A 24,349-nucleotide genomic window follows, 5' to 3' on the forward strand; every position below is an offset into this window, starting at 1 on the left:
TTGTTATACATACAGCATAGGTATCTAAAATCGCAGATACCTATGCTTTTTAAAATTACTTCTTCTTACGCTTCAAACGACGTTTCGCTTGCTGAGCAGCAACTGCATCTAACACCTGCTTTAACTCTTCATCGCTAAAGGTGGTAATGTGCTGCAACATTTGCAAAGTCACATCATCCAGTACCAAATTGGCATTGGCAGCAATATTGCTAAAGTTGCTGTCAAACACAATCGAGCCTTCGGCATTGGTGCTGATATAGCCTTGCTGTGTTAGTACGCGGATAAAACCTTGGAATAAAGCTTTATCAAAGAACTCTGGCGAATTGAACTCATACAGTACAGAGAGGCGCTGACCCACCAAGTGACTCAACTCTTCCACTTGACGCGTCGAGATGTTGCCAGAACCACGCTGTGTAATCAGTGCCAAAGTCATGTAATAGCGCTCTAGGCTCTGCATGACAGGACCTGCAAGGACTAACAATTGATTGTGTTCTTCGCTGTTCGGTGCAGGGGAAATTAAATGTCCTTCCGTATCTTCAGTGATGAGTTTTGCACTAATTAAAGCATCTGCATAAGCTGCAATTTGCGCTTTTAAGCCCTCATCATCCCATTTTAGGAATAGCTCAGCTTTCAAGAATGGATAGAGCGTACGAATGACATTACATAAATCGTGACGCTTGATACTGCCGTTATGTTCAACCAAAGCCGCAATCAAAGATGGCAAGACAAAGGCATGCACAATGTTGTTACGGAAGTAGGTGAGTAACACCGCTTGATTGTCTTCAATCGCAATGATATCGCCTAGAACGTGCTTCACGCGCTTAATCAGTTTCAGTTTTAAACCGTAGGCAATAATTTCTTTGCCTGAAAGCGGCGTCACTTGGGTACGTTCATCATAAGGCAGTGCGGTGAGCAAATTACGATATGCATCTAACTGTTTAATGCACAGCTCTTCGTCCAGAGTATGTTTTGGTGTCGCTAGTAAAATCAGAGACAATAACGATACTGGGTTAATCACTACGGCACGGTTGATGTTTTCTAAAATGGTATGTGCCGCACTGTTCACTGCATCAGAGACCTCATTTGGAATTGGATCATCATTTTTTGCAATGCGAATCTGGTCAGCGCCAAAGGCTTTGAGTTTGTCATCCAAGAATACAGGCTCACCAAAGTTTACGTGCACTTTACCGAAGATGCGTTCAATTTTGCGTAGAGTTTTCACAATCCCAAGCACAGATTCTGCTTCTTTTGGTTTACCTTGCATTTCACCGACATAGGTCGAACCTTCCATCAGGCGTTCATAGCCGATATAGGTTGGCACAAACACAATTGGTTTGGCACGTCCACGTAAGTGACTATGAACTGTCATGGCAAGCATACCTGTCTTAGCAGGTAACAGGCGTCCTGTACGTGAACGTCCGCCTTCAATGAAATATTCCAAAGGGGTATTACGCGACAGAATGCTGTATAAATATTCTTTAAATACGGTGGTATATAAACCATTGCCACGGAAAGTACGGCGAATAAAGAACGCACCACCACCACGTAGTAGTTGCCCCACAAATGGCATATTCAGGTTATCGCCCGCCGCAATGTACGGTACCATCAAACCACGTTTATAAATCACATAAGACAGTAACAGATAGTCGATATGACTACGGTGACATGGGGTATAAATAATTTCATATTCTTTTGCCAGTTCACGCACGGTACTGAAGTTATGTACTTCGACGCCATCATACAACTGTGTCCACAAGCGGGTGAGCGCCATATCCGCAAAACGAACGGCTGAAGAGGAATAATCCGAGACGATTTCATTTAAATAACCAATCGCACGACGTTCTGCTTCAAGCATACTGATTTTGCTACGGATACTTTCACGACGAATTGCATCTTGCACATCTTGTGCTTTAATTAGGCTGTGCATGACGTTACGACGGTCAGATAAGTCAGGACCGAGCACGACTTCACGTTGCGCATCCATGTAGTTATTCAAGCTGCTAATAATATACGTTGCAGGCGATAAATTTGGATGGGTGGTTTTAGCGTACTGAATCAGGTCACGTAAAGACTGGGCTTCGTGAAATTCCAGATAAGATTCACGTCCATGCAAGCCAATATTTACCATCTGTTTGACACGGCTTGGCGTTGCCCATGTATCGGTAAATAACAATTTAAACCAAGAGTCTTCCTTGTCTGGTGAACGACCCCACAGCACCGTTACAGGCACCAGTTCAATGTCTAGTTCAGGATGCTTTTCGAGTAAATCGATCAGGCGTAATAGACGGGGTGGAAAGGTATTGGGTGGCGGATTAAGTAGGTTCTGCTCATCATGATGTTGTAAAAATAAGATGGAGGCTTTTTCTTTATGTTCGCCAATCAAGAGCGAATCCAATGCCGCAGGCAGTTTTAAACGACGGGTTTCACCATCGACCACCAAGGCATTACTACGCGAATAGTTTTGTAAGACGTAACACACCACTTTCTTACTCGGTGTGTTGGCAACATGAGGATCTTCGCTGGTGGTTGGAGCTGTCGGGTTGCTGGGTACTTCACCCAAAATATGAGGGGTTACCACAAGGTCAAGTAGCTTGCTGGAAAGCTGGCGATACATTTGACCAAAGCCACGCTTGGACATAAACACTCCTAATACGGTACGAAGCCCCAAAATGCACAGGGGAAATTATTCTGCGTAATTGTAATCAAAAACTAGATGTCATTTTCTGACAAATTTACTGCTTATGCCAAGATTCTAGCGTTAAACTGCATATTTTTAGCAATTAAATTTGAAAATTACAGTGACAGTGCGGTCAATTAATCTCTAGGGGATCGGTCAACATTTAGGTAATATAGTTTTAGAGCAAGCGCTCTATGGTTATTTCTAATGAACACCAACATGGGTGTGTCTAAAATTTAAAACGGGTCTGCTATGAATGCCTTAACTCAAGAATTGGTTGAACTCCTTAGCCTTGAAAAAATCGAAGAGAATATTTTTCGCGGTCAAAGTCGTAATTTGGTAGGTAAGCGTGTTTTTGGTGGTCAAGTTTTGGGGCAGGCTTTACGTGCCGCATCTTATACGGCAGACCGTCCTGCACATTCTTTACATGCTTATTTTCTCTTTGGTGGTGATGTCAATGCTCCGATCATTTATGAAGTGGATCGTTTAAGAGATGGCAAAAGTTTTGTCAGCCGTCAGGTGCGTGCCATTCAACATGGACGTACCATTTTTACCGCAATGGTATCGTTTGCTCAGCCAGAAGAAGGCTTGAATTATCAGATTCAGGAGCCTGATTATCCCGCACCGATGCAGGTGAAATCGGAAGCGGAACTGAAAAAAATGATGGTGGAGTTTGTGCCTGAAAACGTACGGGCTAGTTTTATGCGTGATCGTCATGTGGAGATTCGTCCGATCGACCCAGCGAATCCATATCAGCCACAACCAGCGGCACCTTCTTATGCGCACTACATTCGGACTCATGATCGTATTGCAGCGGAAATCGATGAAGTTTCACTGCATCAAGCGATTGCTGCATTTTATTCAGACTTTACTTTAATGACCACGGCATTACGTCCACATGGTTTGAGTTGGTTATCACCAAGTTTGCAATGTGCCAGTATTGACCACGCTATGTATTTTCATAAACCTTTCCGTGTGGATGACTGGATGTTGTATGACATGGATGCAACGGTAAGTGCCAACTCGCGGGGACTAAATTTTGGACGTATGTGGCAAAATGGTGAGTTGGTTTGTAGTACGACTCAAGAAGGCTTGATTCGGCTCAGAGAAATTGAAACGCAATAAGATTTAAATGTTAGAAAAGCCTCATGTAGATGAGGCTTTTTTTTTGATATTTTTGCAATACGTACGCTCCATGCAAGTGATCAATTACATAAGGGGTGGGTTAGACGGCTTTATTTTTTGGATAAGAAAAATTCGATTTTTACACACAAGATATGCCATAGTGATGTGACTTTAAAAGATAAAATTACAGCAGATATGAGCTTAAATACCCAAATCCTGATTGCTGCCATTCTGGGGATTGCTTTTGGTTTTCTACTCAGTGTCTTTCCACAGAGTAGTTTTTTTACCAGCAGTTTATATGGCTTGGGCATTATCAGTAGCATTTTCATTGGCTTACTTAAAATGCTATTAATTCCTCTGATTTTTAGCTCGATTGTGGTTGGGGTGTCCAATTTACAAGCAGGTGGGCAACTTGGAAAAGTCTGGAAGATCACGGTTGCCTGCTGCGTCACGACAACCACATTGGCATTAATTCTAGGCATCGGCTGTGCACATTTATTCGATGTGGGTAAGGGCGTAGATATTGCCTTATTCCAGAATGACATGAATCAATATCAAACGCCTGATACCTTAACGCCAATATCTTTCTTTACCAATTTTATTCAGAATACGTTAATTAATCCATTTAAAGCCTTTGCAGAAGGCAATGTCTTGGCTGTGGTGGTATTTGCACTGTTTATTGGTGTGGCATTGGTACATGGTGGTGAGCGTTTTAAAGCGGTACGTCAGCTCGCAGCACAATTTTTTGAAATTATGATGCTGATGATTCGTTGGGTCATGAAACTTGCACCATTGGGGATTTTTGCCCTGTTAGCCAAGTTGATTGCCACAGAAGACCTTTCTGTACTCAGTCGTTTAGCCGAATTTGCTGTGGTGGTGACAGGAACCACCATTTTCCATGGTGCGGTGGTATTGCCGTTACTGTTATGGATTTTTGGCAAGATGGACCCTGTAACCTTCTTTAAAGGTACGCGAGCTGCGTTGATTACAGCATTTGCCACCAGTTCCAGTTCAGCTACCATGCCATTATCCATGAAATGTGCACAAGAAAATCTCAAAGTCAGTCCTGCAACCGCAGGCTTTGTGATTCCGCTGGGTACGCAGTTGAACATGGATGGTACCGCTTTGTACGAGGCTGCAGCGGCGTTGTTTGTCGCCAATTTGATTGGTTTGGATTTAAGTCTAGGTCAACAACTGATTGTTTGCTTAACTGCGATGATCGCATCATTAGGTGCCCCTGGTATTCCAAGTGCAGGCATGGTCACGATGATTATGGTTTTGCAATCGGTGGGTTTACCTGCGGAAGCCATTGCGATTTTACTGCCGATCGACCGTTTATTGGATACGGTCCGAACCGTGGTCAATGTACAGGGAGACATGATGATTAGTGTGGTGGTTGATCGTCATACTCGTGAAACTGTGGCGGAACCAAACAGCTAGCTTTATTCCCAACAGGGATTCCAGACAATTTCCCAAAGATGTCCATCTAGGTCTTGAAAATAGCCGGCATAGCCACCGTAAAAAGTGGCTTGTGCAGTTTTGGTGATGGTTGCTCCAGCTCTTTTAGCGAGTGCCATAATGGCATCCACTTCGGTTGCTGAGCCGACATTGTGTCCTAGCGAAAATCCAGTCGGACAGAAAGGCGTTAAAGCCAAGCCAGAATCCTGACTTAAACTCTGTTGCGGCCAAAGAGCCAGTTTTAAACCTGATTGCAGTTCAATAAAGGCAACGGCACCATTTTCATATTCTTGTCCAATAATGCCGTCACTTTTAAAGCCCAGTCCTTGGCAGTAAAAATCTAGCGCTGCTCGGAGGTCATGAACTGCAAGTGTTAATACACTGAGATGAGGATGCATAAGGGGGTACTCAATCGGAAAGTGACTTTCAGCATGAGCAAAAAAGCAGGCAAATTCAGCCTGCTTTTTGTAGTGTTCCGACATATGGGTAATTGATTTATGCGACCTTAAGCATCGCGCGAAGTGCAGCAGGGGATTGATTGAGATAAGCAATCGCATCTTCAGTTTTGGCTTCATGTACAGGGTCGTACCATGGCATCAGATAGCCCAATTGTTGCGAGATAAGCCAGAGTGGATTTGGTAATAAACCATTGTTACGTTGAGAAATAGCATACCATTCACGCCAAATCCATGGTTTGTAGATAGCAGGACGGATTGATTTAAAACGAGGGTCTTGTTGCATGATATGAGCCGTACCATCCACCCACAAGCCGAGTACTGCAGCAATGACCACAACACTGAGGTAATAACGTGCCAGATAGCCTCCGCCTAAATGGCGATATAAATCAAATGCGACAGTCCGATGCTCAATTTCTTCTGCCCCATGCCATTTCACTAAGTCGAGCATGGCGGGATCTGCACCACGTTTTTGCCACTCAGTATTGTAGAGTGCATATTTACCCAAGACGCAAGTCATATGCTCAACAGTGGCGATAATACCGAGACGGAATAAATCCCATTGATGTTGTAAGGGTTTAGGAACATTCAAACCTAAAGGTTGGTCCGCCAATAATTTGCCAAATAGGAAATCCATAACATCAAGATTGCGTTGAATATCGATGTGGCGTTCGCATAAATATTCTTTGTTAGCAGAGTTATGCGCCTGCGCGTGCATGGCTTCTTGACGAATAAAGGCTTGCACATCCTGTTTGAGTTTTTCATCTTGAATTTGCGGTAGAACTTTATTGTACAGACGGCAAAACCAGAACTCGCCAGCAGGTAAAATCATATTAATTTCATTAATAAAATAGCTGACAAAAGGTTGTTCTGGCACCCAGTCCACGGGTGTATTGTGCCATTCAAATTTCACTTTGCGCGGTTGAATACGATATTGAATTGAAGAGCCAATTTTTTTTTTCAGGCGTTGTAACAGTTTCATACTACGGTCTCAAGCATTTTTTGATGCATTCGAAACAGTATGAAAAAATGTCCCGCAATGTGTTTAGCAATGCGGGACATTTCAATGTCAATTCATGATGAGTTGATCTTGGTTTGGCAGCACTTAATCTGGTTTCGGTGCTTGCTCAGATGTTTCGGCTTCAAGTTCTTCTACTTCAAAAGCCTCGCTCTCATCATCGTCCAAAGTATCTTCGAGTGTATCGGCTTCTGCTTCAGGTATGAGCGCGAGGTCAAACTCGGCAGCTTGTTCAAGGGTGAAATTCAGACGCCCGCCCATCACACTGGCAAGTTCTTCTAAACCTTGTTTGTTGAGTGAGGAGAACAATTGAATTGAGAAATCGAGTTTCATTTTCTTCAATTGTTGTTTGACATCTAAGAGTACTTTGTTGGCAGGGCCACGGTTCATCTTATCGGATTTGGTCAACAACACATGGACAAATAGTTTACGTGAGTATGCCCATTCCAACATCATCACATCGAAATGTTGTAGGGGATGGCGGATATCCATCAACAATACTAAGCCCTGTAAACTTTTGCGATGAATCAGATAATTTTCAAGCTCTTTCTGCCACACGATTTTCATGGCTTCAGGCACGGCCGCGTATCCATAGCCTGGTAAATCGACCAGACGTTGATTGGGATTGCCTAGACTAAAGAAGTTTATCATTTGGGTGCGACCAGGTTTTTTTGAGGCGCGTGCCAATTGCTTTTGATTGGTTAATGCATTAATTGCACTAGATTTACCCGCATTGGAGCGTCCAGCAAAAGCAATTTCATAACCAGTATCTTCTACACAGATACTGAGCTTGGGTGCACTCATTAAAAAAGCGGCTTTACGCAGCCAGTTGAGTGCACGTACAGCATATTCAGTAATCGCAGGATCAAGCTTTTTTTCATAGCTGATCTTTTGCTTAGGCGCCTGCGCGGTTTTACTGTTTTTTGATTTTCCTCTGCTGTGGTGCATAACTCAACTTCATTCACTGGTTTTCAAGTGCCTAGTATAAAGGAAGTCGCCCACGCACGCGAATTTTCCTCTTAGCGCTTGAAAATGTTATAGGTTAAGTAGCTCAATACCATTTTTAATGGTTTTAGTATTGTTAATGTTCGAACGAGCAAGCACTTCGCCTAAAGTGTATTGATTTAAATATTGATAAAACTGTTCGAGTGCCTGATCTAAGATACCTTTTAGACCGCACTGGCTTCTAAGTACGCAAGGGGGATTGTTGCATTCAACAATCTGGTTTTCACCTTGTAAAGTTCTAACTGCCTCACCGACTTTTAGATGTACAGCATCTGGGTGTAATCGAATACCACCACCTTTACCACGTGTGGTAATCAACCAGTTTTGTTTGCCCATAAAGTGGACGACTTTGACCAAGTGGTTTTGAGACACTTGCAGGTCAGTCGCAATTTCAGCAATGGTATATGCACTTTCTCTTGGTCGCGAAATATACATTAAAATGCGCAGGGCATAATCGGTAAATTTATTTAGCTGCATGATTGTGCTCATCTTTTTTGAGATGAAAAGATAAGGCTAGTCTATCATAGACTAGCCTTATAAGGTATGTATGCGAGGGTGGGTTTAAATACGAACCCCGCCTGTACCAAATGCTTCACTATGAATTTGTTCAGGTTTAATGCCACGAGCAACCAGTGCTTTATGCTGTTCAGCCATAAATGGCATTGGACCACAAAGATAGTAATCTGCATTGACAGGTAGAAGAGCTGCATCCATTGTGCCGAGGTCTAGGCGTCCAGCGACATCATAATCTTCACCTAAGACATCAGTTGCATGTGGAAACTCATAAGCTGTAAATGTACTGAGGCGAGGGAACTTCGATTTCTGTGCATGAATATGTTGTTTCATGGCATGTACTTCGCTGCTACGACAAGCATGAATAAAACTCACAGGTTGTGGCATATCCAGTGTAACCAATTGATTAAGCATGGCAATCATTGGGGTTAATCCAACACCACCACTGATAAAGACATTACGTTTGCTGCTATCAATTAGGTAGAAGTTACCTGTTGGTGCAGAAACTTCAATTTCAGCACCTTCGTCTAAGCCGTGAAGCGTATTAGAAACCCATCCGCCCGCTAAATCACCTTTTTCATCTTCACGTTTTACCGAAATACGTAAATAGTCAGCTTGTGGGCTAGTCGATAACGTGTATTGGCGAGGTTGTTTTAAGCCTAACTCTTCGACAAAGACGCGAACTGAAATATATTGACCTGCTTGATAGGTTGGTAATTCACCACCATCGACAGGAGCGAGATAGAAAGAAGTGATTTCATCACTTTCAACCACTTTTTTGGCAATTTTGAAATTACGCCAGCCTAACCAACTGCCTTTTGTTTGTTGGTGCAGATCATAAATTGCTTTTTCAGTGCGAATAAACAAATCAGCTAACTGACCATAAGCCGTTGCCCACGCATCAATTAATGGGTCTTCCATTGAGATATTAAGGACTTCACTGATTGAGTGCAGAAGGTTTTCACCCACAATATTATAGTCAGGGGCTTGAATATTCAGGCTGACATGTTTGTGTGCGATTAATTCAACCACAGGCAGAAGAACAGATGGGTCTTCAATATTTTCTGCATAAGCCAAAACAGCACCTGCAAGTGCTTGTGCCTGTGCGCCACTACGTTGGTGTCCCATATTAAAAGTTTCTTTCAATTCAGGGTTATTACCTAGCATACGGTTATAAAAATAGCCGGTTAATGCAACGCCATTTTCACGAAGTACAGGAACGGTGGCTTTGACAAGTTCAATTTGCTGTGGAGTCATGAGGTGATCTCACTTGGCTGTTATTTATAAGATGTATTTAAAATACATATTTAATATTTTAATTGCAATCTATTTTTAACATAAAACCATATTTATTTTATGGAATAAAAATTTTATGGGTTTATGCTGAAAATAAAATAATAGAAATGATATGATTTTCCTGATTTTTTTATCTGTTGAATGCGCTCTAAGGTGATGGGAAAGCTATTTCCCACCAAACAAAGAGCCCAATAAACCACGCACAATTTTTTGTCCAGTCGAGCCACCTAAACTGCGTGCGGCACTTTTGGCAAAAGTTCCGACCGTGTCTTGAATTAACTTTTCTCGCTGTTTGGCAGCACGCTCTACTTCTTTTTGTTGTTCTCTTGCAATCCGTTCTTCCTCACGTGCTTGCTGTTTAGCCAGTGCTTCAGCTTCTTTGGCCTGTTGTTTCGCAAGGTTTTCTTGTTCTTTGGCAAGTTGTTTCTCTTGTTCAACTTGTATAGCTTGCTGTTGGCGTTCAACAACTTTTTGCTGTAAACGTTCGTAAGCACTATCTCGGTCTACGCTCTGTTCATAAACACCAGCAACAATACTCTGTGAAATTAACACTTGACGTTGTTCTGGGCTGATGGGGTTGAAAGATGAGTAGGGAGGCATCACCCATGCACGCTCGACAACTTGTGGTATACCCTGTTCATCTAGACAGCTAATTAAGGCTTCGCCTACGCCCAATTCGGTAATAGCTTGTTCAACATTAAATTCAGGATTGGCACGGAATGTTGCAGCAGCAGTTTTAACCGCTTTTTGATCTTTAGGTGTGAATGCGCGTAAAGCATGTTGTACCCGATTTCCTAATTGCCCAAGTACGGTTTCAGGTAAATCCAGCGGATTTTGAGTGATAAAATAAATTCCGACACCTTTGGAGCGAATTAAGCGCACCACTTGCTCGATTTTTTCTTGCAGCGCGGTACTGGCATTATCAAATAATAAATGGGCCTCATCGAAGAAAAACACCAGTTTCGGTTTGTCCATATCACCGACTTCAGGCAATTGCTCGAATAATTCAGAGAGCATCCAGAGTAGAAAGGTGGCATACAGTTTAGGGGTGTTCATCAATTTATCCGCTGCGAGCAGGTTGATGTAACCTCGGCCATCAGCATCGGTTTGAATAAAATCAAGAATATTTAAACTAGGTTCACCAAAAAACTGATCTCCACCCTGATCGGCAAGAGCTAGTAAGTTACGTTGAATGGCACCTAAGCTGGCAGGGGAGAGATTGCCATATTCAGCTTTGAATTCTGCGGCATGTTCGCTGACATAACCGAGCATGGCTTTTAGATCTTTAAAGTCAATCAACAATAAACCCTGATCATCGGCAATCCGAAAAACTGCTGATAAAACTCCTTCTTGAGTGTCGTTTAAATTCAGCATTTGCGCCAATAAAAGAGGCCCAATTTCGGAAATTGTGCTGCGAATTGGATGTCCTTGTTCGCCAAATAAATCCCAGAACACTACAGGCGAGGCGGCAAAGGGAATAGAATCAATTCCGAGGCTTTTAATACGCTCATCAAATTTTGGATTGCTACTGCCTGCTTGGGCTAGACTCGAAACATCTCCCTTGGCATCGGCAAGGAAAACGGGCACACCAATGCGTGAAAAACTTTCTGCCAAGACTTTTAAGGTCACGGTTTTACCCGTACCTGTTGCACCTGCAATCAAGCCGTGTCGATTGGCAAATTGAGAATGTAAAACAATAGCTTGTGTGGTATCAGTAGTTTTTTTTGCAATAACGATTGGTGTACTCATTTTTCACCTATTTTAGAATTTATTCGAGCTGTTTTAATGCATTTTGAATATCTTGGACTAAATCGTCAGCATCTTCTAGTCCTATACAAAAACGGACCAATAAACCTTGTTGTAAATGTGTATTTTTCAGTGAACGCATGTGGTTGAGTTCATACAGCATGACCAAGCTGATTGGACCACCCCAGCTAAATCCGAGTTTAAATAAATTAAGATGATCACAAAATTTACGCACTGCTTTTAAGTCATATTCGGGTTTGAAAATGACACTCACCAAGCCTGCACTTTTTCCTGTTGTGCAGACTTGTTTCCAGTGAGTATGTCCTGCGGCATCTGGATCACTAGGATGTAACACCTGACTAAATTGTGGTTGCTGTTTTAACCATGCGAGCAACTTCAAGGCGGATTGAGCTTGTTGATCATAACGGATGGACATGTGTGCCAAACTGCGCTGAATTTGAGCAGTATCATCGCCAGACACCGCGATCCCTTGTATGGCATGCATACGGAACAATTTGTGATGCAATTGCAGATCACGCGTCACGACTGAGCCCATTAAAATATCACCACCACCACTTGGATACTTGGTTAAGGCATGCACACTAATATCTACAGCCAAATGTTCATCAGAAAAATCGAAAGGATTAAATGCTAAACCTGCACCCCAAGTATTATCCAGTACGGTCAAAATCTGTTGAGCTTGTGCTTTTTGAACTAAGCCAACCAAATCAGGAAATTCTAAGGTGACTGATCCCGCAGCTTCGAGCCAAAGGAGTTTGGCATGTTCAGAGGGGGTGAAACTGGTTACATCTATAGGATTATAAACTCGAACCAGAATCCCATAGCGTTTTTCCAAATTACTCAGATGCTCCATATTTGGACCATAGACATTATCGGGTACCCAGACTTCATCTCCTTGTGCCAGTAATGCAGAATTGACCAAATTAATTGCGGATAGTCCACTAGGTGCCAATAAGCAGTATTCGCCACCCTCGATTTGAGCGATCTGATCGGCTAAGGTAAACGTGGTGGGTGTACCATGTGTGCCATAACTGTAGTCATACGGGTCAGTCCAGTGGCGATTAAATAGTGCATCAGTATTTTCAAAAATAATGGTAGATGCACGAAACAGGGGAGGTTGAACGCTGGAAATATACTGAGGTGCTTTTCTTGGTGCATGAATTAGCGCAGTTTGAAATTTCTTGTTCAAGATGTGACTCATCTAAAGCGTAAGATGTCATCTAGATTAAGAGAATAAGTTAATTTTCGCTACCGAATTGGGAAGAACTGTAAAAACAAGCAACCAAATCAAAAGTTGGCTTCAATTTTGCTAAATCTAAGCAAAGCTACAACAATAGGTTACAGCGCATGAAGTCGCATTTAAAAGTACATTATTTTCAGCATATTGCTGGTGAAGGGTTCGGTAGTTGTTATGAGTTTTTAAAAGCACATCAGGCACAAATTACGGCCACAGAATTCTTTGCCTTGCCTGTGGATTTACCTCTAGAGATTGAGGCCTTACCACAAATTGAAGATGTAGATCTTCTCATCATCATGGGGGGAACCATGAGTGTAAATGATGAGGTTAATTATCCATGGTTAAAAATCGAAAAACGCTGGTTAAGACGTTATTTGGCATTGGGTAAGCCAGCTATTGGACTATGCTTGGGTGGTCAATTGATCGCGAATGCTCTGGGCGCTGCAGTCAGCAAAAATAGTATGCAAGAGTTGGGGTGGACTACGGTCCGAAAAGTAAAACATGTACCACAAGATTGCTTTGAGTTACCTGAGTATTTTAATGTTATGCAGTGGCACAGTGAGACTTTTGAAATTCCCAAAGGCGCCATTCATTTGGCGGAAAATGATGTGTGTCGTAATCAAATGTATCAGATTGGAAAGAATGTTCTTGGCTTTCAGTTTCATCCCGAAATCACGCCTGAAACCCTAAGTTTGTTTTTGGAAAATGATGAAGAGCTGGCTCATTTTTCTGGGGCTTTCGTGCAAACTGAGAGTGAATTAAAACACTCTTCAAAAGCACACTTTTTGCAAGGAAATCAATTGCTCAATCAAGCCATTGAATATGTCTTGCAAAAAACAGCATGATGATTAAATAGTAAACAAATGAAAATCATCAAAATTTGAAAAAAAGACCAAAAAAGACAAAATGGATTTGCTTAAGCGTTAAACAATCGATATAATGACTCACCCTTCAAAGGAAGGGGGTTAACTGCGAAGAAAGTAGTTAGCATCGTGACAGTCATGGCATCGATCATGACCTTAGTGATTTTCACTGCCTTTGACACTTACCAATAGGTGAGATGCGTCAAGGGTGATTCTTTATATATTTGGCTTGGAGTTAACTGGTATGTCTAACCAGAGAATTCGTATCCGTCTTAAGTCTTTTGATCACCGTTTAATTGATCAATCTGCTCAAGAGATCGTAGAAACAGCAAAACGTACTGGCGCACAAGTTTGTGGTCCAATCCCGATGCCAACACGCATCGAACGTTTTAACGTTTTAACATCACCGCACGTAAACAAAGATGCTCGTGACCAATACGAGATCCGCACTTACAAGCGTTTGATCGACATCGTTCAACCTACAGATAAAACTGTTGATGCATTGATGAAGTTAGATCTTGCTGCTGGTGTTGATGTTCAGATCGCTTTGGGTTAAGGCTTTCGGTTAATTAACGTTTTTAGTTAATTAGGCCGCTTTTTTAGAGGTTATGCACATGGCTATTGGTTTAGTCGGTCGCAAGTGCGGTATGACCCGTATCTTTACAGATGCTGGTGTTTCTGTGCCTGTAACAGTGATTGAGGTTGATCCTAACCGCATCACACAAATCAAAACGCTTGAAACTGATGGTTATCAAGCGATTCAAATCACTACTGGTGAACGTCGCGAATCTCGCGTAACTAACGCTCAGAAAGGTCACTTCGCTAAAGCGGGTGTTGCTGCTGGTCGTCTAGTTCAAGAATTCCGCGCTACAGAAGCTGATCTTGAAGGTCGTGAAGTTGGTGGTGTTCTAACTGTTGACTTGTTCACAGTTGGTCAAATCGTTGACGTTACTGGTACGTCTAAAGGTAAAGGTTTCCAAGGTGGTGTTAAGCGTTGGAACTTCCGTACCCAAGATGCTACTCACGGTAACTCAGTTTCTCACCGTGTTTTAGGTTCTACTGGTCAAAACCAGACTCCTGGTCGCGTATTCAAAGGCAAAAAAATGGCTGGCCATTTAGGTGCTGAACGCGTAACTACTCAGGGTCTTGAGATCGTTGCTATCGACACAGAACGTTCAGTTCTAGTTGTTAAAGGCGCGGTTCCTGGTGCTACTGGTGGCGACGTTACCGTTCGTCCTACGATCAAGGCCTGAGGGGAAATAACGTGAATTTAAAAACTGTTTCCGGCTCTGCTGTTGAATTATCTGAAGTTGCTTTCGGTCGTGAATTTAACGAGGCTCTTGTACACCAAGTTGTTACAGCTTACTTAGCTGGTGGTCGTCAAGGTTCGAAAGCTCAGAAATCACGTGCTGACGTATCTGGCGGTGGTAAAAAGCCATTCCGTCAAAAAGGTACTGGCCGCGCGCGTGCTGGTTCTATTCGTAGCCCAATCTGGGTTGGTGGTGGTAAAACTTTTGCTGCTCGTCCACAAGATTGGTCTCAAAAAGTAAACCGCAAAATGTACCGCGGTGCAATGCAATGTATCTTAGCTGAACTTGTTCGCCAAGATCGTCTTGTACTAGTTGAAGAGATTGCTGTTGCAGCTCCTAAAACTAAAGAATTGCTTGCGAAACTTAACGACTTGAATGCTACTCGCGCATTGATCGTTACTGATGCTGTAGATGAGAATCTATATCTAGCAGCGCGCAACATTCCACACGTTGATGTGGTTGATGCTACTGCAATCGATCCTGTTAGCTTGATCGCGTTCGATAAAGTTGTTATGTCTGTTGCTGCTGCTAAGAAAATTGAGGTAGAACTCGGATGAACAACGAACGTATCTATCAAGTCCTAAAAGGACCTGTATTCTCAGAAAAAGCACAAGTTTTAGGTGAGACTGCTGGTGTTCAAGTTTTCAAGGTTGCACTTGATGCAAACAAACTTGAAATCAAAAAAGCAGTTGAACAACTCTTTGGTGTTCAAGTTGTTAAAGTTAACACAACGATCACTAAAGGTAAGTCTAAGCGCTTTGGTAAAACATTAGGACGTCGTTCTGATGTTAAAAAAGCATACGTCACCCTGAAAGCTGGCCAAGATGTAGAAATGGCTGACTTGGGCGATACCGCTGAAAGCGCAGCGGAATAAGGACGAAAATTATGCCGATTCAAAAATGTAAGCCAACGTCTCCTGGACGTCGCTTTGTAGAGAAAGTCGTTCACGACCATCTTCACAAAGGCGCTCCGTATGCTCCGTTGGTTGAAGCTAAAAAACGTACTGGTGGTCGTAACAACAACGGTCACATCACGACTCGTCACGTTGGTGGCGGTCACAAGCAGCACTACCGTCTTGTTGACTTTAAACGTAACAAAGATGGTATTCCTGCTGTAGTTGAACGTATCGAATACGATCCTAACCGTACTGCACACATCGCTTTGTTGAAGTATGCTGACGGTGAGCGTCGTTATATCATCGCACCTAAAGGTTTGCGTGCTGGCGATAAAGTACAATCTGGTAACGATGCTCCAATTCGTCCAGGTAACTGCTTGCCACTTCGCAATATGCCTATCGGTTCTACACTTCACAACATCGAACTTAAAATCGGTAAAGGCGCGCAATTAGCTCGTTCTGCTGGTGCTTCTGTTCAGTTGTTGGGTCGTGACGGTTCTTATGCAATCATCCGTCTTCGTTCTGGTGAAATGCGTAAAGTTCATGTTGAATGTCGCGCTGTGTTGGGTGAAGTTTCTAACCAAGAAAACAACCTTCGTTCACTAGGTAAAGCTGGTGCAGCACGCTGGCGTGGTGTTCGTCCTACCGTTCGTGGTATGGCGATGAACCCAGTTGACCACCCACACGGTGGTGGTGAAGGGCGTAACAAAGGTATTCAACCTGTAAGCCCATGGGGTCAAAAAGCTAAAGGGTACAAGACACGTACCAACAAGCGTACGACTAAGATGATTATTCGCGATCGTCGCGTCAAGTAAAGGAATCTGATTAATGCCTCGTTCATTGAAAAAAGGTCCATTCGTCGATGCGCACTTGTTCGCTAAAGTTGAAGCGGCTATTGCTGCTAACAACCGTAAGCCGATCAAGACTTGGTCACGTCGTTCGATGATCCTCCCGGATTTTGTTGGTTTAACAATCTCTGTACATAATGGCCGTAACCACGTTCCAGTAATTGTTACTGAACACATGGTTGGTCACAAACTAGGTGAATTCGCGCCAACTCGTACCTATCGTGGTCACGGTGTTGACAAGAAGTCTAAACGTTAATAGGTGCTATGATGGAAGTAACTGCTAAATTACGCGGTGCCGCTATCTCGGCACAGAAAGCTCGTTTGGTTGCAGATCTTATCCGTGGCAAATCAGTTGCTCACGCGCTTAATATCTTAAACTTCAGCAACAAAAAAGCTGCAGTTTTAGTTAAAAAAGCATTGGAATCTGCAATTGCGAATGCTGAACACAATAACAGTTTAGATGTAGACGACCTTAAAGTTTCTACGATTTACGTTGATGAAGGCATGAGCCTTAAACGTATTATGCCACGTGCTAAAGGCCGTGCAGATCGTATTACTAAGCGTACTTGTCACATCACCGTTAAGGTAGGGGTTTGATATGGGTCAGAAGGTTCATCCAATCGGTATCCGCCTAGGTGTTGTGAAACGTCATAACGCTAACTGGTATGCGAATCCGAAACAATACGCTGAATACTTGCTTAAAGATTTGCAAGTTCGTGAGTTTTTAACTAAAAAACTTAAGAATGCAATGATCAGCAATATTCTTATCGAACGTCCAACAGGCGCTGCTAAAGTAACTATTAGCACTGCTCGTCCTGGTATCGTTATCGGTAAAAAAGGCGAAGACATTGAAAAATTACAGCGCGAACTTACCAGCATTATGGGTGTTCCAGCGCAAGTAAGCATCAACGAAATCGATCGCCCAGACTTAGACGCTCGTTTAGTTGCTGAAGCAATTGCTTCTCAATTAGAAAAGCGTGTTATGTTCCGTCGTGCTATGAAGCGTGCGGTTCAAAATACGATGCGTGCTGGTGCTAAAGGTATCAAAGTTGAAGTTTCTGGCCGTTTAGGTGGTGCAGAGATCGCTCGTACAGAATGGTATCGTGAAGGTCGTGTACCTTTACATACGCTTCGTGCGGACATCGACTACTCAACTATGCGTGCTGAAACGACTTACGGTACGATTGGTGTTAAAGTTTGGATCTTCCGTGGCGAGATCTTGGGTGGCATGAAACAAGTCATGAACCCAGCTCCAGCTGAAGAGCGTCCAGCTAAACGTGGTCGTGGTCGTGGTGAAGGTCAAGAGCAACGTCGTGGACGTCGTAATGACCGTGCTGCTGACAAGGGAGAATAATCCATGTTGCTACCTAAACGTACCAAATTCCGTAAAGTGCAAAAAGGCCGTAACACTGGTCTAGCGCACCGTGGTAGTACAGTATCATTTGGTTCAATCGCGCTTAAAGCAACTGAACGTGGTCGTATGACTTCACGTCAAATTGAAGCTGCGCGTCGTACCATTAGCCGTCGTGTTAAGCGTGGTGGTAAGATCTTTATTCGTGTATTCCCAGACAAACCAATTACTGAAAAGCCATTAGAAGTTCGTATGGGTAACGGTAAAGGTAATGTGGAGTACTGGGTTTGTGAAATCAAACCAGGTAAGATCCTGTACGAAATGGAAGGTGTGAACGAAGAATTGGCACGTGAAGCATTTACGCTTGCTGCTGCTAAACTTCCGTTTAAAACCACTATCGTGACTCGGACGGTAATGTAATGAAAACTAAAGATCTACGTGAAAAGTCGGTAGAAGAGTTGACAGCTTTGCTTGATGAGCAACAGCTTAACCAATTCCGTCTTCGTATGGCTAAAGCAACTGGTCAATTGGGTAAATCGCACGAAGTTGCGCTTACTCGTAAAACTATTGCTCGTATTAAGACCCTCCTTACCGAAAAACAGGGGAACGGACAATGAGTGAAAAAACAGTCCGCACGTTAACCGGCAAAGTCGTAAGTGACAAAATGGACAAGTCTATTGTTGTGCTTATCGAACGTCGTGTTCAACACCCGTTGTATGGCAAATCAATCCGCCGTTCAACTAAATTACATGCTCATGATGAGAACAACACAGCTAAATTAGGCGACGTTGTGACAATCAAAGAAAGCCGCCCAATTTCTAAAACTAAGTCTTGGACATTAGTTGAAGTTGTTGAAGCTGCTGCTGAGTAATTAAACGTTCTTGCATCATCGGTCAATTTCGAGTACTCTTTGAGCCTTTCGAAATTGCGACCGGTGATGCACGGTTTTGGAGTAGGGCAATGATTCAAACCGAAACTATGCTCGACGTAGCAGACAACAGTGGTGCCCGCCGCGTACAATGTATTAAAGTACTTGGTGGTTCGCATCGTCGTTATGCTTCAGTTGGCGATATTATTAAAGTTACTGTAAAAGAAGCTATTCCGCGCGCACGTGTTAAAAAAGGTGACGTGATGAATGCTGTTGTAGTTCGTACAAAATTCGGTATCCGTCGTCCAGATGGTTCTGTGATTCGTTTCGACGATAACGCAGCTGTTATTTTGAACAACAACAAAGCGCCGATTGCAACTCGTATTTTCGGACCAGTGACTCGTGAACTTCGTACTGAACAGTTCATGAAAATCATTTCATTGGCTCCTGAAGTTCTATAAGAGGCAATCATGGCTAAGATTAAAAAAGGCGATCAAGTAATTGTGATCGCAGGTAAGGAAAAAGGCAAACAGGGTACTGTTCTGTCTGTTTCTAATGACCGTGTTATGGTTGAAGGCCTTAACTTGGTTAAGAAGCATCAAAAGCCGAACCGTGCAACAGGTGCTGAAGGCGCTATCGTTACACAAGAAGCTTCGCTTCATATCTCTAATGTGGCAATTTTTAATGCTACAACCCAAAAGGCTGACCGTGTTGGTTACCAAGTGATTGAAGGCGTGAAAACTCGCGTTTACAAATCAAATGGTGAATCAGTGGCGGTAGCGAAGTAATAGGTTGAGAAGGCAATGGCCAGACTTAAAACGCGTTACAATGACGAACTTAAAGCTCAGTTACAAGAGACTTTAGGCGTTAAAAATGTGATGGATATTCCTCGCATCACTAAAATCACGATCAATATGGGTGTTGGTGCAGCAGCTGCTGACAAGAAACTCCTTGATGGTGCTCTTGCTGATATGCAAGCAATTGCTGGTCAAAAACCAGTGCTTACATTAGCTCGTAAATCAATCGCTGGTTTCAAAATCCGTGATGGTTGGCCGATCGGTTGTAAAGTTACTTTACGCGGCGAACGCATGTACGAATTCTTAGACCGTTTGATCTCTATTGCAATCCCTCGTATCCGTGACTTCCGTGGTTTCTCTTCGAAATCATTTGATGGTCGTGGTAACTACTCTATGGGTCTTAAAGAGCAAATCGTTTTCCCTGAAATCGATTTCGATAAGATTGATCGTATTCGTGGTATGGATATTACTGTTACTACGACTGCTCGCACCGATGACGAAGGCCGTGCGCTTATGCGTGCATTCGGCTTCCCGTTCAAATAAGAGGTCGATATGGCTAAGAAAGGTATGATTAATCGCGAATTGAAACGCGAAAAGACAGTTGCTAAATTTGCTGCAAAACGTGCTGAATTAAAAGCTACGATTGCAAATGTAAATGCAAGCGACGAAGAGCGTTTCGAAGCGATGATGAAGTTACAAGCATTACCACGTAATGCGTCTCCAGTGCGTCTTCGTAACCGTTGTGGTTTAACTGGTCGTCCTCATGGTTACTTCCGTAAGTTCGGTTTAAGCCGTAACAAATTACGTGACACAGTAATGCAAGGTGATGTACCGGGCGTTGTTAAGGCAAGCTGGTAAGGAGCGACTATAAATGAGTATGCAAGATACCGTTGCCGACATGTTAACTCGTGTTCGTAACGCACAAATGGCTAAGAAACAAGCAGTTTCTATGCCTAATTCTAAGTTGAAGGTTGCAATTGCTAACGTACTTCAACAAGAAGGTTATGTTTCAAACGTAGAAGTTGCTGACGTTGAAGGCAAAGCTACTTTGACCATCACTTTAAAATATTTCGAAGGCAAGCCAGTTATCGAAACTGTGAAGCGCGTAAGCCGTCCAGGTCTTCGCCAATATCGCGGTAAAGATGCACTTCCGAGCGTTAAGCAAGGTTTAGGTATTGCAATTGTTTCTACAAGCAAAGGCATCATGACTGATCGCGCTGCACGTGCTGCAGGCGTTGGTGGTGAAGTTATTGCTTTTGTTTCTTAATAGGTGATTCCTCATGTCTCGTGTGGCTAAAGCCCCAGTAACTGTACCTAACGGTGTTACAGTTACTCAGAACGGCCGGCAGGTCGAAGTGAAAGGCAGTAAAGGTACATTGTCTTTCAACCTGCATGCGCTGGTCGAGCTTAAACAGGAAGACGGTATTGTAGCTGTTGCTCCAAAAGCTGAGTCGAAAGACGCTTGGATGCAAGCTGGTACTGCTCGCGCTGTTCTTAACAACCTTGTAAAAGGTGTTAGCGAAGGCTTCGAACGTAAGTTACAACTTATCGGTGTTGGTTATAAAGCTGCGGTTAAAGGTAACGTTGTTAACCTTAACCTTGGTTTCTCTCACCCGATCGACTATACGCTTCCTGAAGGTGTAACTGCTGAAACTCCTACAGCAACTGAAATTATCCTTAAATCTGCTGATAAAGCACGTTTAGGTCAAGTTGCTGCGGATATCCGTGGTTACCGTCCGCCAGAGCCTTATAAAGGTAAAGGTGTTCGTTATTCTGACGAAGTTGTACTTCGTAAAGAAGCTAAGAAGAAATAAGGCGCGAGGTTCTTATGAACGAAAAGAAACAATCCCGTTTGCGTCGTGCGAAAAGCACACGCTTGCACATTCGTGCATTGGGTGCGACTCGTTTGTGTGTAAACCGCACTCCGCGTCACATCTATGCTCAAGTTATCTCAGCAGATGGTGGCAAAGTTTTAGCGCAAGCTTCAACTTTAGATGCTACTTTACGTGCTGGTGCAACTGGTAATATTGAAGCAGCGACTAAAGTAGGTGCTTTAATCGCAGAACGTGCTAAAGCAGCTGGTATTACTAAAGTTGCATTTGACCGTTCTGGTTTTAAATATCATGGTCGTATCAAAGCCTTGGCTGATGCTGCTCGTGAAAACGGCTTGGAGTTCTAATCATGGCTAAAGTTGAACAAAACGAAGGTCTTGTTGAAAAGCTGGTTGCCGTTGATCGTGTAGCCAAAGTTGTTAAGGGTGGTCGTATCTTCTCTTTCACAGCATTAACTGTTGTGGGTGATGGTAACGGTCGTGTAGGTTTTGGTCGTGGTAAAGCGCGTGAAGTTCCAGCTGCTATTTCTAAAGCACTTGAAGCTGCACGTCGTAACATGATTACTGTAGACCTTGCTGGTACTACTTTACAACACCCTGTGAATGCACGTCATGGTGCAAGCCGTGTGTACATGCAACCTGCTTCTGAAGGTACTGGCGTAATCGCTGGTGGCGCTATGCGTGCCGTTCTTGAAGCTGCAGGTGTACATAACGTACTTGCTAAATGTTACGGTTCTACAAATGCTGCGAACGTTGTAAATGCAACTTTCAAAGGTTTGCGTGATATGACTTCTCCAGAGAAAGTAGCTGCTAAACGTGGTCTTTCTGTAGAACAAATTCAAGGGTAATCAATCATGAAAACGATTAAAGTTACCCAGACTAAATCTTCTTCTCATCGCTTGAAAAATCACAAGCTTTGTTTACAAGGTTTAGGTCTGCGTCGTATTGGTCATACTGTAGAAGTGCAAGATACGCCTTCTAACCGCGGTATGATCAACAAAGTCTACTATATGGTTAGTGTAGAGGAATAAGCCATGACTCTGCGTTTAAATGAACTTGCACCTGCAGAAGGTGCGAAGCGTGATAATCTTCGTCTAGGCCGTGGTATTGGCTCTGGCGTAGGTAAGACTGGTGGTCGTGGTATCAAAGGTCAAAACTCACGTAAAAGTGGTGGTACTCGTCCAGGCTTTGAAGGCGGTCAAACTGCGTTATATCGTCGTTTACCTAAATTCGGTTTCACTAGCCAAATCGCTCTAAAAACTGCTGAAGTACGTTTATCAGAGCTTGCTAAAGTTGAAGGTGATATTATTTCACTTGAAACTTTAAAAGCGGCGAATGTTGTACGTAAAGATATGCTTCGTGCTCGTATCGTACTTTCTGGTGAAATTACTCGTGCATTCACTGTACAAGGTGTTGCATTGACTAAAGGCGCTAAAGCTGCTGTTGAAGCTGCTGGCGGCAAAGTCGAGGAGTAATCGCGAGTGTCTATGTCTCCTAGTTCTTCAGGTCATGTTCACATGATGAAAGGGCAACCATTTTACGTGAAATATCGTGAAATTATTCGCCGAATGACATTTCTCTTCGGTGCATTGTTGGTTTTTCGACTAGGAGCGCATATTCCAGTACCGGGCATTAATAATGCTGCACTTGAAAACCTTTTTAATGCAAACCAGGGCACAATCCTTGGTTTGTTTAATATGTTTTCAGGTGGTGCTTTAGAAAGAATGTCAATTCTTGCCTTGGGGATTATGCCGTATATTTCTGCATCAATTATTGTGCAGTTAATGTCGACTGTGATTCCATCACTCGAAGCTTTGAAAAAAGAGGGAGAGCAAGGGAAGCGTAAGATTAACCAATATACACGTCAAGGTACGTTGCTTTTAGCTTTGGTGCAAGCAACTGGGATGTGCGCAGGTTTGATCAGTCAAGGGATTACCCTTTCAGCTGGTTTAGCCTTCTATGTTCCTGCTGTAACCTCACTGGTTGCAGGTACTATGTTCTTAATGTGGTTGGGTGAACAAATTACCGAACGCGGAGTGGGTAATGGTATTTCCATGATCATTTTCGCTGGTATTGTTGCTGGATTGCCTAATTTAATTATGCAATCTATTTCATCAGTAGATAATGGTCAAACTAGTCTGATTGGCTTGGTTATTTTTGGCTTATTGTCTCTCGGTGTATTAGCAGCAATTGTGTTTATTGAGAAAGCGCAGCGTCGTATTCCAGTAAATTATGCTCAAAAACAACAAGGTCGTCGTGTATTTACTGCACAACAAACGCATTTGCCATTAAAAATTAATATGGCAGGTGTAATCCCAGCAATCTTTGCCAGTTCTTTGCTTTTGTTTCCAGCGAGTTTAGGACAGTGGGTAGGTAGCTCAGATCCGAGTGCAGGTATAATCAAACGCAGTCTTCAAGATTTGGCTCTTTTATTGTCGCCTGGACAGCCGTTGTATTTGGTGCTCTTTGGTGCGTTAATTATCTTTTTCTGTTATTTTTATACGGCGCTAGTATTTAGTCCTAAAGAAGTATCAGAAAACTTAAAACGCAGCGGAGCTTATGTGCCTGGTATTCGCCCAGGTGAGCAAACTGCTCGTTATTTAGATCATATTCTCAATCGTTTGACGTTTATTGGTGCGATTTATATTGCGATCGTGTGTTTAATGCCAATGATTTTGCAAAGTTCTTTTGGTATTCCATTCTATCTGGGTGGTACATCTTTGCTAATTGTTGTTGTTGTTGTTATGGATTTCATGGCGCAATTGCAAGCACATCTCACATCTCATCAATACGATAATCAAACGTTAATGAGAAAAACGACTGCTCATCCGAAGGGATAAGCGCACTTAGAGGTTTCATCATGAAAGTACAAGCTTCTGTAAAGAAAATTTGTGGTAGCTGTAAAGTTATCCGTCGTAATGGGGTTATTCGCGTAATTTGCAGCGCAGAACCTCGTCATAAGCAGCGTCAAGGTTAATCTGATCAAGACCTGTTGATTTCAGTAGGCTAATTAGGTTATTATCCGCCCCTCAAGA

General features: G+C 42.9%; 33 protein-coding genes and 1 pseudogene. 26 read left to right on the forward strand and 8 right to left on the reverse strand.

What is annotated here, in order from left to right:
• Positions 1 to 55 precede the first annotated feature (55 nt).
• Positions 56 to 2,638, reverse strand: coding sequence for a glycerol-3-phosphate 1-O-acyltransferase PlsB (plsB, locus tag C3F34_RS08615; RefSeq protein ID WP_104441418.1), 2,583 nt, complete (start codon positions 2,636 to 2,638; stop codon positions 56 to 58).
• 291 nt (positions 2,639 to 2,929) lie between these two features.
• On the opposite strand from plsB, the gene C3F34_RS08620 reads away from it, so the two are divergent.
• Together C3F34_RS08620 and C3F34_RS08625 are read left to right on the forward strand one after the other, a co-directional pair.
• Positions 2,930 to 3,802, forward strand: coding sequence for an acyl-CoA thioesterase (locus C3F34_RS08620; RefSeq protein ID WP_044739632.1), 873 nt, complete (start codon positions 2,930 to 2,932; stop codon positions 3,800 to 3,802).
• Between the two features lie 195 nt (positions 3,803 to 3,997).
• Positions 3,998 to 5,242, forward strand: coding sequence for a dicarboxylate/amino acid:cation symporter (locus C3F34_RS08625; RefSeq protein WP_104442321.1), 1,245 nt, complete (start codon positions 3,998 to 4,000; stop codon positions 5,240 to 5,242).
• A gap of 2 nt (positions 5,243 to 5,244) precedes the next feature.
• Here C3F34_RS08625 and C3F34_RS08630 read toward each other — a convergent pair whose 3' ends face one another.
• From C3F34_RS08630 to C3F34_RS08660, 7 genes are all read right to left on the reverse strand, one after another.
• Positions 5,245 to 5,658, reverse strand: coding sequence for a VOC family protein (locus C3F34_RS08630; protein WP_044739631.1), 414 nt, complete (start codon positions 5,656 to 5,658; stop codon positions 5,245 to 5,247).
• A 97-nt stretch (positions 5,659 to 5,755) separates the two neighbouring features.
• Entirely contained in the window at positions 5,756 to 6,697 is a 942-nt protein-coding gene (locus tag C3F34_RS08635) for a metal-dependent hydrolase (RefSeq protein WP_104441419.1), read from the reverse strand.
• A gap of 123 nt (positions 6,698 to 6,820) precedes the next feature.
• A complete protein-coding gene (yihA, locus tag C3F34_RS08640) occupies positions 6,821 to 7,681 on the reverse strand; it encodes a ribosome biogenesis GTP-binding protein YihA/YsxC (protein ID WP_044739629.1) in 861 nt (286 codons plus the stop codon).
• Between the two features lie 87 nt (positions 7,682 to 7,768).
• Positions 7,769 to 8,215, reverse strand: a complete 447-nt coding sequence (locus tag C3F34_RS08645; protein ID WP_044739628.1) for an RrF2 family transcriptional regulator — start codon at positions 8,213 to 8,215, stop codon at positions 7,769 to 7,771.
• Between the two features lie 84 nt (positions 8,216 to 8,299).
• Positions 8,300 to 9,508 (reverse strand): NO-inducible flavohemoprotein, encoded by a 1,209-nt coding sequence (hmpA, locus tag C3F34_RS08650; RefSeq protein WP_104441420.1) that lies wholly within the window; start codon positions 9,506 to 9,508, stop codon positions 8,300 to 8,302.
• Positions 9,509 to 9,712: 204 nt separating this feature from the next.
• A complete protein-coding gene (locus tag C3F34_RS08655; RefSeq protein WP_104441421.1) occupies positions 9,713 to 11,296 on the reverse strand; it encodes a helicase HerA-like domain-containing protein in 1,584 nt (527 codons plus the stop codon).
• A 19-nt stretch (positions 11,297 to 11,315) separates the two neighbouring features.
• Positions 11,316 to 12,515, reverse strand: coding sequence for a PLP-dependent transferase (locus C3F34_RS08660; protein WP_104441422.1), 1,200 nt, complete (start codon positions 12,513 to 12,515; stop codon positions 11,316 to 11,318).
• A 146-nt stretch (positions 12,516 to 12,661) separates the two neighbouring features.
• Here C3F34_RS08660 and C3F34_RS08665 point away from each other — a divergent pair, with 146 nt between their 5' ends.
• The 24 genes and pseudogenes from C3F34_RS08665 (at position 12,662) to rpmJ (ending at position 24,291) form a co-directional block, all read left to right on the forward strand.
• Complete coding sequence (locus C3F34_RS08665; protein WP_016168603.1) at positions 12,662 to 13,396, forward strand: type 1 glutamine amidotransferase; 735 nt, start codon at positions 12,662 to 12,664, stop codon at positions 13,394 to 13,396.
• A 262-nt stretch (positions 13,397 to 13,658) separates the two neighbouring features.
• Positions 13,659 to 13,970 carry a 30S ribosomal protein S10 gene (gene rpsJ / locus C3F34_RS08670; protein WP_000070912.1) on the forward strand — a complete coding sequence of 104 codons (312 nt, stop codon included), beginning with the start codon at positions 13,659 to 13,661 and terminating at the stop codon, positions 13,968 to 13,970.
• Between the two features lie 58 nt (positions 13,971 to 14,028).
• The gene (gene rplC / locus C3F34_RS08675) at positions 14,029 to 14,667 is read left to right on the forward strand and encodes a 50S ribosomal protein L3 (RefSeq protein WP_016168602.1); all 639 of its coding nucleotides are present in this window, start codon (positions 14,029 to 14,031) and stop codon (positions 14,665 to 14,667) included.
• Between the two features lie 11 nt (positions 14,668 to 14,678).
• Positions 14,679 to 15,281 carry a 50S ribosomal protein L4 gene (gene rplD, locus C3F34_RS08680; RefSeq protein ID WP_016168601.1) on the forward strand — a complete coding sequence of 201 codons (603 nt, stop codon included), beginning with the start codon at positions 14,679 to 14,681 and terminating at the stop codon, positions 15,279 to 15,281.
• Positions 15,278 to 15,598: a 50S ribosomal protein L23 gene (rplW, locus tag C3F34_RS08685; RefSeq protein WP_016168600.1), complete on the forward strand. Its 321-nt coding sequence runs from the start codon at positions 15,278 to 15,280 to the stop codon at positions 15,596 to 15,598. Before rplD ends, rplW begins: the two co-directional genes overlap by 4 nt.
• Before the next feature lie 11 nt (positions 15,599 to 15,609).
• Positions 15,610 to 16,434, forward strand: coding sequence for a 50S ribosomal protein L2 (rplB, locus tag C3F34_RS08690; protein ID WP_016168599.1), 825 nt, complete (start codon positions 15,610 to 15,612; stop codon positions 16,432 to 16,434).
• A 13-nt stretch (positions 16,435 to 16,447) separates the two neighbouring features.
• Entirely contained in the window at positions 16,448 to 16,723 is a 276-nt protein-coding gene (gene rpsS / locus C3F34_RS08695) for a 30S ribosomal protein S19 (RefSeq protein WP_004641066.1), read from the forward strand.
• Between the two features lie 11 nt (positions 16,724 to 16,734).
• Positions 16,735 to 17,064 carry a 50S ribosomal protein L22 gene (rplV, locus tag C3F34_RS08700; protein WP_001982638.1) on the forward strand — a complete coding sequence of 110 codons (330 nt, stop codon included), beginning with the start codon at positions 16,735 to 16,737 and terminating at the stop codon, positions 17,062 to 17,064.
• 1 nt (position 17,065) lies between these two features.
• Positions 17,066 to 17,885, forward strand: a pseudogene (gene rpsC, locus C3F34_RS08705) (30S ribosomal protein S3).
• Entirely contained in the window at positions 17,825 to 18,238 is a 414-nt protein-coding gene (gene rplP, locus C3F34_RS08710; protein WP_016168597.1) for a 50S ribosomal protein L16, read from the forward strand. The pseudogene rpsC and the gene rplP overlap by 61 nt, the downstream one beginning before the upstream one ends.
• Positions 18,238 to 18,435, forward strand: coding sequence for a 50S ribosomal protein L29 (rpmC, locus tag C3F34_RS08715; protein WP_004650482.1), 198 nt, complete (start codon positions 18,238 to 18,240; stop codon positions 18,433 to 18,435). The genes rplP and rpmC overlap by 1 nt, the downstream gene beginning before the upstream one ends.
• Entirely contained in the window at positions 18,432 to 18,689 is a 258-nt protein-coding gene (rpsQ, locus tag C3F34_RS08720) for a 30S ribosomal protein S17 (RefSeq protein ID WP_016168596.1), read from the forward strand. The genes rpmC and rpsQ overlap by 4 nt, the downstream gene beginning before the upstream one ends.
• 89 nt (positions 18,690 to 18,778) lie before the next feature.
• A complete protein-coding gene (gene rplN, locus C3F34_RS08725; RefSeq protein WP_001982634.1) occupies positions 18,779 to 19,147 on the forward strand; it encodes a 50S ribosomal protein L14 in 369 nt (122 codons plus the stop codon).
• A 9-nt stretch (positions 19,148 to 19,156) separates the two neighbouring features.
• Positions 19,157 to 19,474, forward strand: coding sequence for a 50S ribosomal protein L24 (rplX, locus tag C3F34_RS08730; RefSeq protein ID WP_044739623.1), 318 nt, complete (start codon positions 19,157 to 19,159; stop codon positions 19,472 to 19,474).
• Positions 19,475 to 19,489: 15 nt separating this feature from the next.
• A complete protein-coding gene (gene rplE, locus C3F34_RS08735) occupies positions 19,490 to 20,026 on the forward strand; it encodes a 50S ribosomal protein L5 (protein ID WP_016168594.1) in 537 nt (178 codons plus the stop codon).
• Between the two features lie 9 nt (positions 20,027 to 20,035).
• Positions 20,036 to 20,341 (forward strand): 30S ribosomal protein S14, encoded by a 306-nt coding sequence (rpsN, locus tag C3F34_RS08740; RefSeq protein ID WP_004754234.1) that lies wholly within the window; start codon positions 20,036 to 20,038, stop codon positions 20,339 to 20,341.
• A gap of 13 nt (positions 20,342 to 20,354) precedes the next feature.
• Positions 20,355 to 20,750, forward strand: coding sequence for a 30S ribosomal protein S8 (rpsH, locus tag C3F34_RS08745; protein WP_044739622.1), 396 nt, complete (start codon positions 20,355 to 20,357; stop codon positions 20,748 to 20,750).
• 13 nt (positions 20,751 to 20,763) lie between these two features.
• Complete coding sequence (gene rplF, locus C3F34_RS08750; protein ID WP_016168592.1) at positions 20,764 to 21,297, forward strand: 50S ribosomal protein L6; 534 nt, start codon at positions 20,764 to 20,766, stop codon at positions 21,295 to 21,297.
• A 14-nt stretch (positions 21,298 to 21,311) separates the two neighbouring features.
• Positions 21,312 to 21,662, forward strand: a complete 351-nt coding sequence (rplR, locus tag C3F34_RS08755; RefSeq protein ID WP_016168591.1) for a 50S ribosomal protein L18 — start codon at positions 21,312 to 21,314, stop codon at positions 21,660 to 21,662.
• A gap of 2 nt (positions 21,663 to 21,664) precedes the next feature.
• Positions 21,665 to 22,162, forward strand: coding sequence for a 30S ribosomal protein S5 (rpsE, locus tag C3F34_RS08760; protein WP_004657688.1), 498 nt, complete (start codon positions 21,665 to 21,667; stop codon positions 22,160 to 22,162).
• Positions 22,163 to 22,168: 6 nt separating this feature from the next.
• Positions 22,169 to 22,345, forward strand: coding sequence for a 50S ribosomal protein L30 (gene rpmD, locus C3F34_RS08765; protein ID WP_000849088.1), 177 nt, complete (start codon positions 22,169 to 22,171; stop codon positions 22,343 to 22,345).
• Positions 22,346 to 22,348: 3 nt separating this feature from the next.
• Entirely contained in the window at positions 22,349 to 22,789 is a 441-nt protein-coding gene (gene rplO / locus C3F34_RS08770; protein ID WP_044739621.1) for a 50S ribosomal protein L15, read from the forward strand.
• Between the two features lie 45 nt (positions 22,790 to 22,834).
• On the forward strand, positions 22,835 to 24,154 hold the full coding sequence (gene secY / locus C3F34_RS08775) for a preprotein translocase subunit SecY (protein ID WP_171284999.1): 1,320 nt from the start codon (positions 22,835 to 22,837) through the stop codon (positions 24,152 to 24,154).
• Positions 24,155 to 24,174: 20 nt separating this feature from the next.
• Entirely contained in the window at positions 24,175 to 24,291 is a 117-nt protein-coding gene (rpmJ, locus tag C3F34_RS08780; protein ID WP_000867907.1) for a 50S ribosomal protein L36, read from the forward strand.
• Positions 24,292 to 24,349: the final 58 nt, after the last annotated feature.

The sequence above is a fragment of the Acinetobacter sp. ACNIH2 genome (assembly GCF_002934965.1).
In the GTDB taxonomy this organism is placed as follows: domain Bacteria; phylum Pseudomonadota; class Gammaproteobacteria; order Pseudomonadales; family Moraxellaceae; genus Acinetobacter; species Acinetobacter tandoii.

Excerpts from the sequence above, each read along its gene's own strand:
- plsB (WP_104441418.1), bottom strand. The coding sequence starts at position 2,638 with ATGTCCAAGCGTGGCTTTGGTCAAATGTATCGCCAGCTTTCCAGCAAG.
- C3F34_RS08620 (WP_044739632.1), top strand. The coding sequence starts at position 2,930 with ATGAATGCCTTAACTCAAGAATTGGTTGAACTCCTTAGCCTTGAAAAA.
- C3F34_RS08625 (WP_104442321.1), top strand. The coding sequence starts at position 3,998 with ATGAGCTTAAATACCCAAATCCTGATTGCTGCCATTCTGGGGATTGCT.
- C3F34_RS08630 (WP_044739631.1), bottom strand. The coding sequence starts at position 5,658 with ATGCATCCTCATCTCAGTGTATTAACACTTGCAGTTCATGACCTCCGA.
- C3F34_RS08635 (WP_104441419.1), bottom strand. The coding sequence starts at position 6,697 with ATGAAACTGTTACAACGCCTGAAAAAAAAAATTGGCTCTTCAATTCAA.
- yihA (WP_044739629.1), bottom strand. The coding sequence starts at position 7,681 with ATGCACCACAGCAGAGGAAAATCAAAAAACAGTAAAACCGCGCAGGCG.
- C3F34_RS08645 (WP_044739628.1), bottom strand. The coding sequence starts at position 8,215 with ATGCAGCTAAATAAATTTACCGATTATGCCCTGCGCATTTTAATGTAT.
- hmpA (WP_104441420.1), bottom strand. The coding sequence starts at position 9,508 with ATGACTCCACAGCAAATTGAACTTGTCAAAGCCACCGTTCCTGTACTT.
- C3F34_RS08655 (WP_104441421.1), bottom strand. The coding sequence starts at position 11,296 with ATGAGTACACCAATCGTTATTGCAAAAAAAACTACTGATACCACACAA.
- C3F34_RS08660 (WP_104441422.1), bottom strand. The coding sequence starts at position 12,515 with ATGAGTCACATCTTGAACAAGAAATTTCAAACTGCGCTAATTCATGCA.
- C3F34_RS08665 (WP_016168603.1), top strand. The coding sequence starts at position 12,662 with ATGAAGTCGCATTTAAAAGTACATTATTTTCAGCATATTGCTGGTGAA.
- rpsJ (WP_000070912.1), top strand. The coding sequence starts at position 13,659 with ATGTCTAACCAGAGAATTCGTATCCGTCTTAAGTCTTTTGATCACCGT.
- rplC (WP_016168602.1), top strand. The coding sequence starts at position 14,029 with ATGGCTATTGGTTTAGTCGGTCGCAAGTGCGGTATGACCCGTATCTTT.
- rplW (WP_016168600.1), top strand. The coding sequence starts at position 15,278 with ATGAACAACGAACGTATCTATCAAGTCCTAAAAGGACCTGTATTCTCA.
- rplB (WP_016168599.1), top strand. The coding sequence starts at position 15,610 with ATGCCGATTCAAAAATGTAAGCCAACGTCTCCTGGACGTCGCTTTGTA.
- rpsS (WP_004641066.1), top strand. The coding sequence starts at position 16,448 with ATGCCTCGTTCATTGAAAAAAGGTCCATTCGTCGATGCGCACTTGTTC.
- rplV (WP_001982638.1), top strand. The coding sequence starts at position 16,735 with ATGGAAGTAACTGCTAAATTACGCGGTGCCGCTATCTCGGCACAGAAA.
- rplP (WP_016168597.1), top strand. The coding sequence starts at position 17,825 with ATGTTGCTACCTAAACGTACCAAATTCCGTAAAGTGCAAAAAGGCCGT.
- rpmC (WP_004650482.1), top strand. The coding sequence starts at position 18,238 with ATGAAAACTAAAGATCTACGTGAAAAGTCGGTAGAAGAGTTGACAGCT.
- rpsQ (WP_016168596.1), top strand. The coding sequence starts at position 18,432 with ATGAGTGAAAAAACAGTCCGCACGTTAACCGGCAAAGTCGTAAGTGAC.
- rplN (WP_001982634.1), top strand. The coding sequence starts at position 18,779 with ATGATTCAAACCGAAACTATGCTCGACGTAGCAGACAACAGTGGTGCC.
- rplX (WP_044739623.1), top strand. The coding sequence starts at position 19,157 with ATGGCTAAGATTAAAAAAGGCGATCAAGTAATTGTGATCGCAGGTAAG.
- rplE (WP_016168594.1), top strand. The coding sequence starts at position 19,490 with ATGGCCAGACTTAAAACGCGTTACAATGACGAACTTAAAGCTCAGTTA.
- rpsN (WP_004754234.1), top strand. The coding sequence starts at position 20,036 with ATGGCTAAGAAAGGTATGATTAATCGCGAATTGAAACGCGAAAAGACA.
- rpsH (WP_044739622.1), top strand. The coding sequence starts at position 20,355 with ATGAGTATGCAAGATACCGTTGCCGACATGTTAACTCGTGTTCGTAAC.
- rplF (WP_016168592.1), top strand. The coding sequence starts at position 20,764 with ATGTCTCGTGTGGCTAAAGCCCCAGTAACTGTACCTAACGGTGTTACA.
- rplR (WP_016168591.1), top strand. The coding sequence starts at position 21,312 with ATGAACGAAAAGAAACAATCCCGTTTGCGTCGTGCGAAAAGCACACGC.
- rpsE (WP_004657688.1), top strand. The coding sequence starts at position 21,665 with ATGGCTAAAGTTGAACAAAACGAAGGTCTTGTTGAAAAGCTGGTTGCC.
- rpmD (WP_000849088.1), top strand. The coding sequence starts at position 22,169 with ATGAAAACGATTAAAGTTACCCAGACTAAATCTTCTTCTCATCGCTTG.
- rplO (WP_044739621.1), top strand. The coding sequence starts at position 22,349 with ATGACTCTGCGTTTAAATGAACTTGCACCTGCAGAAGGTGCGAAGCGT.
- secY (WP_171284999.1), top strand. The coding sequence starts at position 22,835 with ATGAAAGGGCAACCATTTTACGTGAAATATCGTGAAATTATTCGCCGA.
- rpmJ (WP_000867907.1), top strand. The coding sequence starts at position 24,175 with ATGAAAGTACAAGCTTCTGTAAAGAAAATTTGTGGTAGCTGTAAAGTT.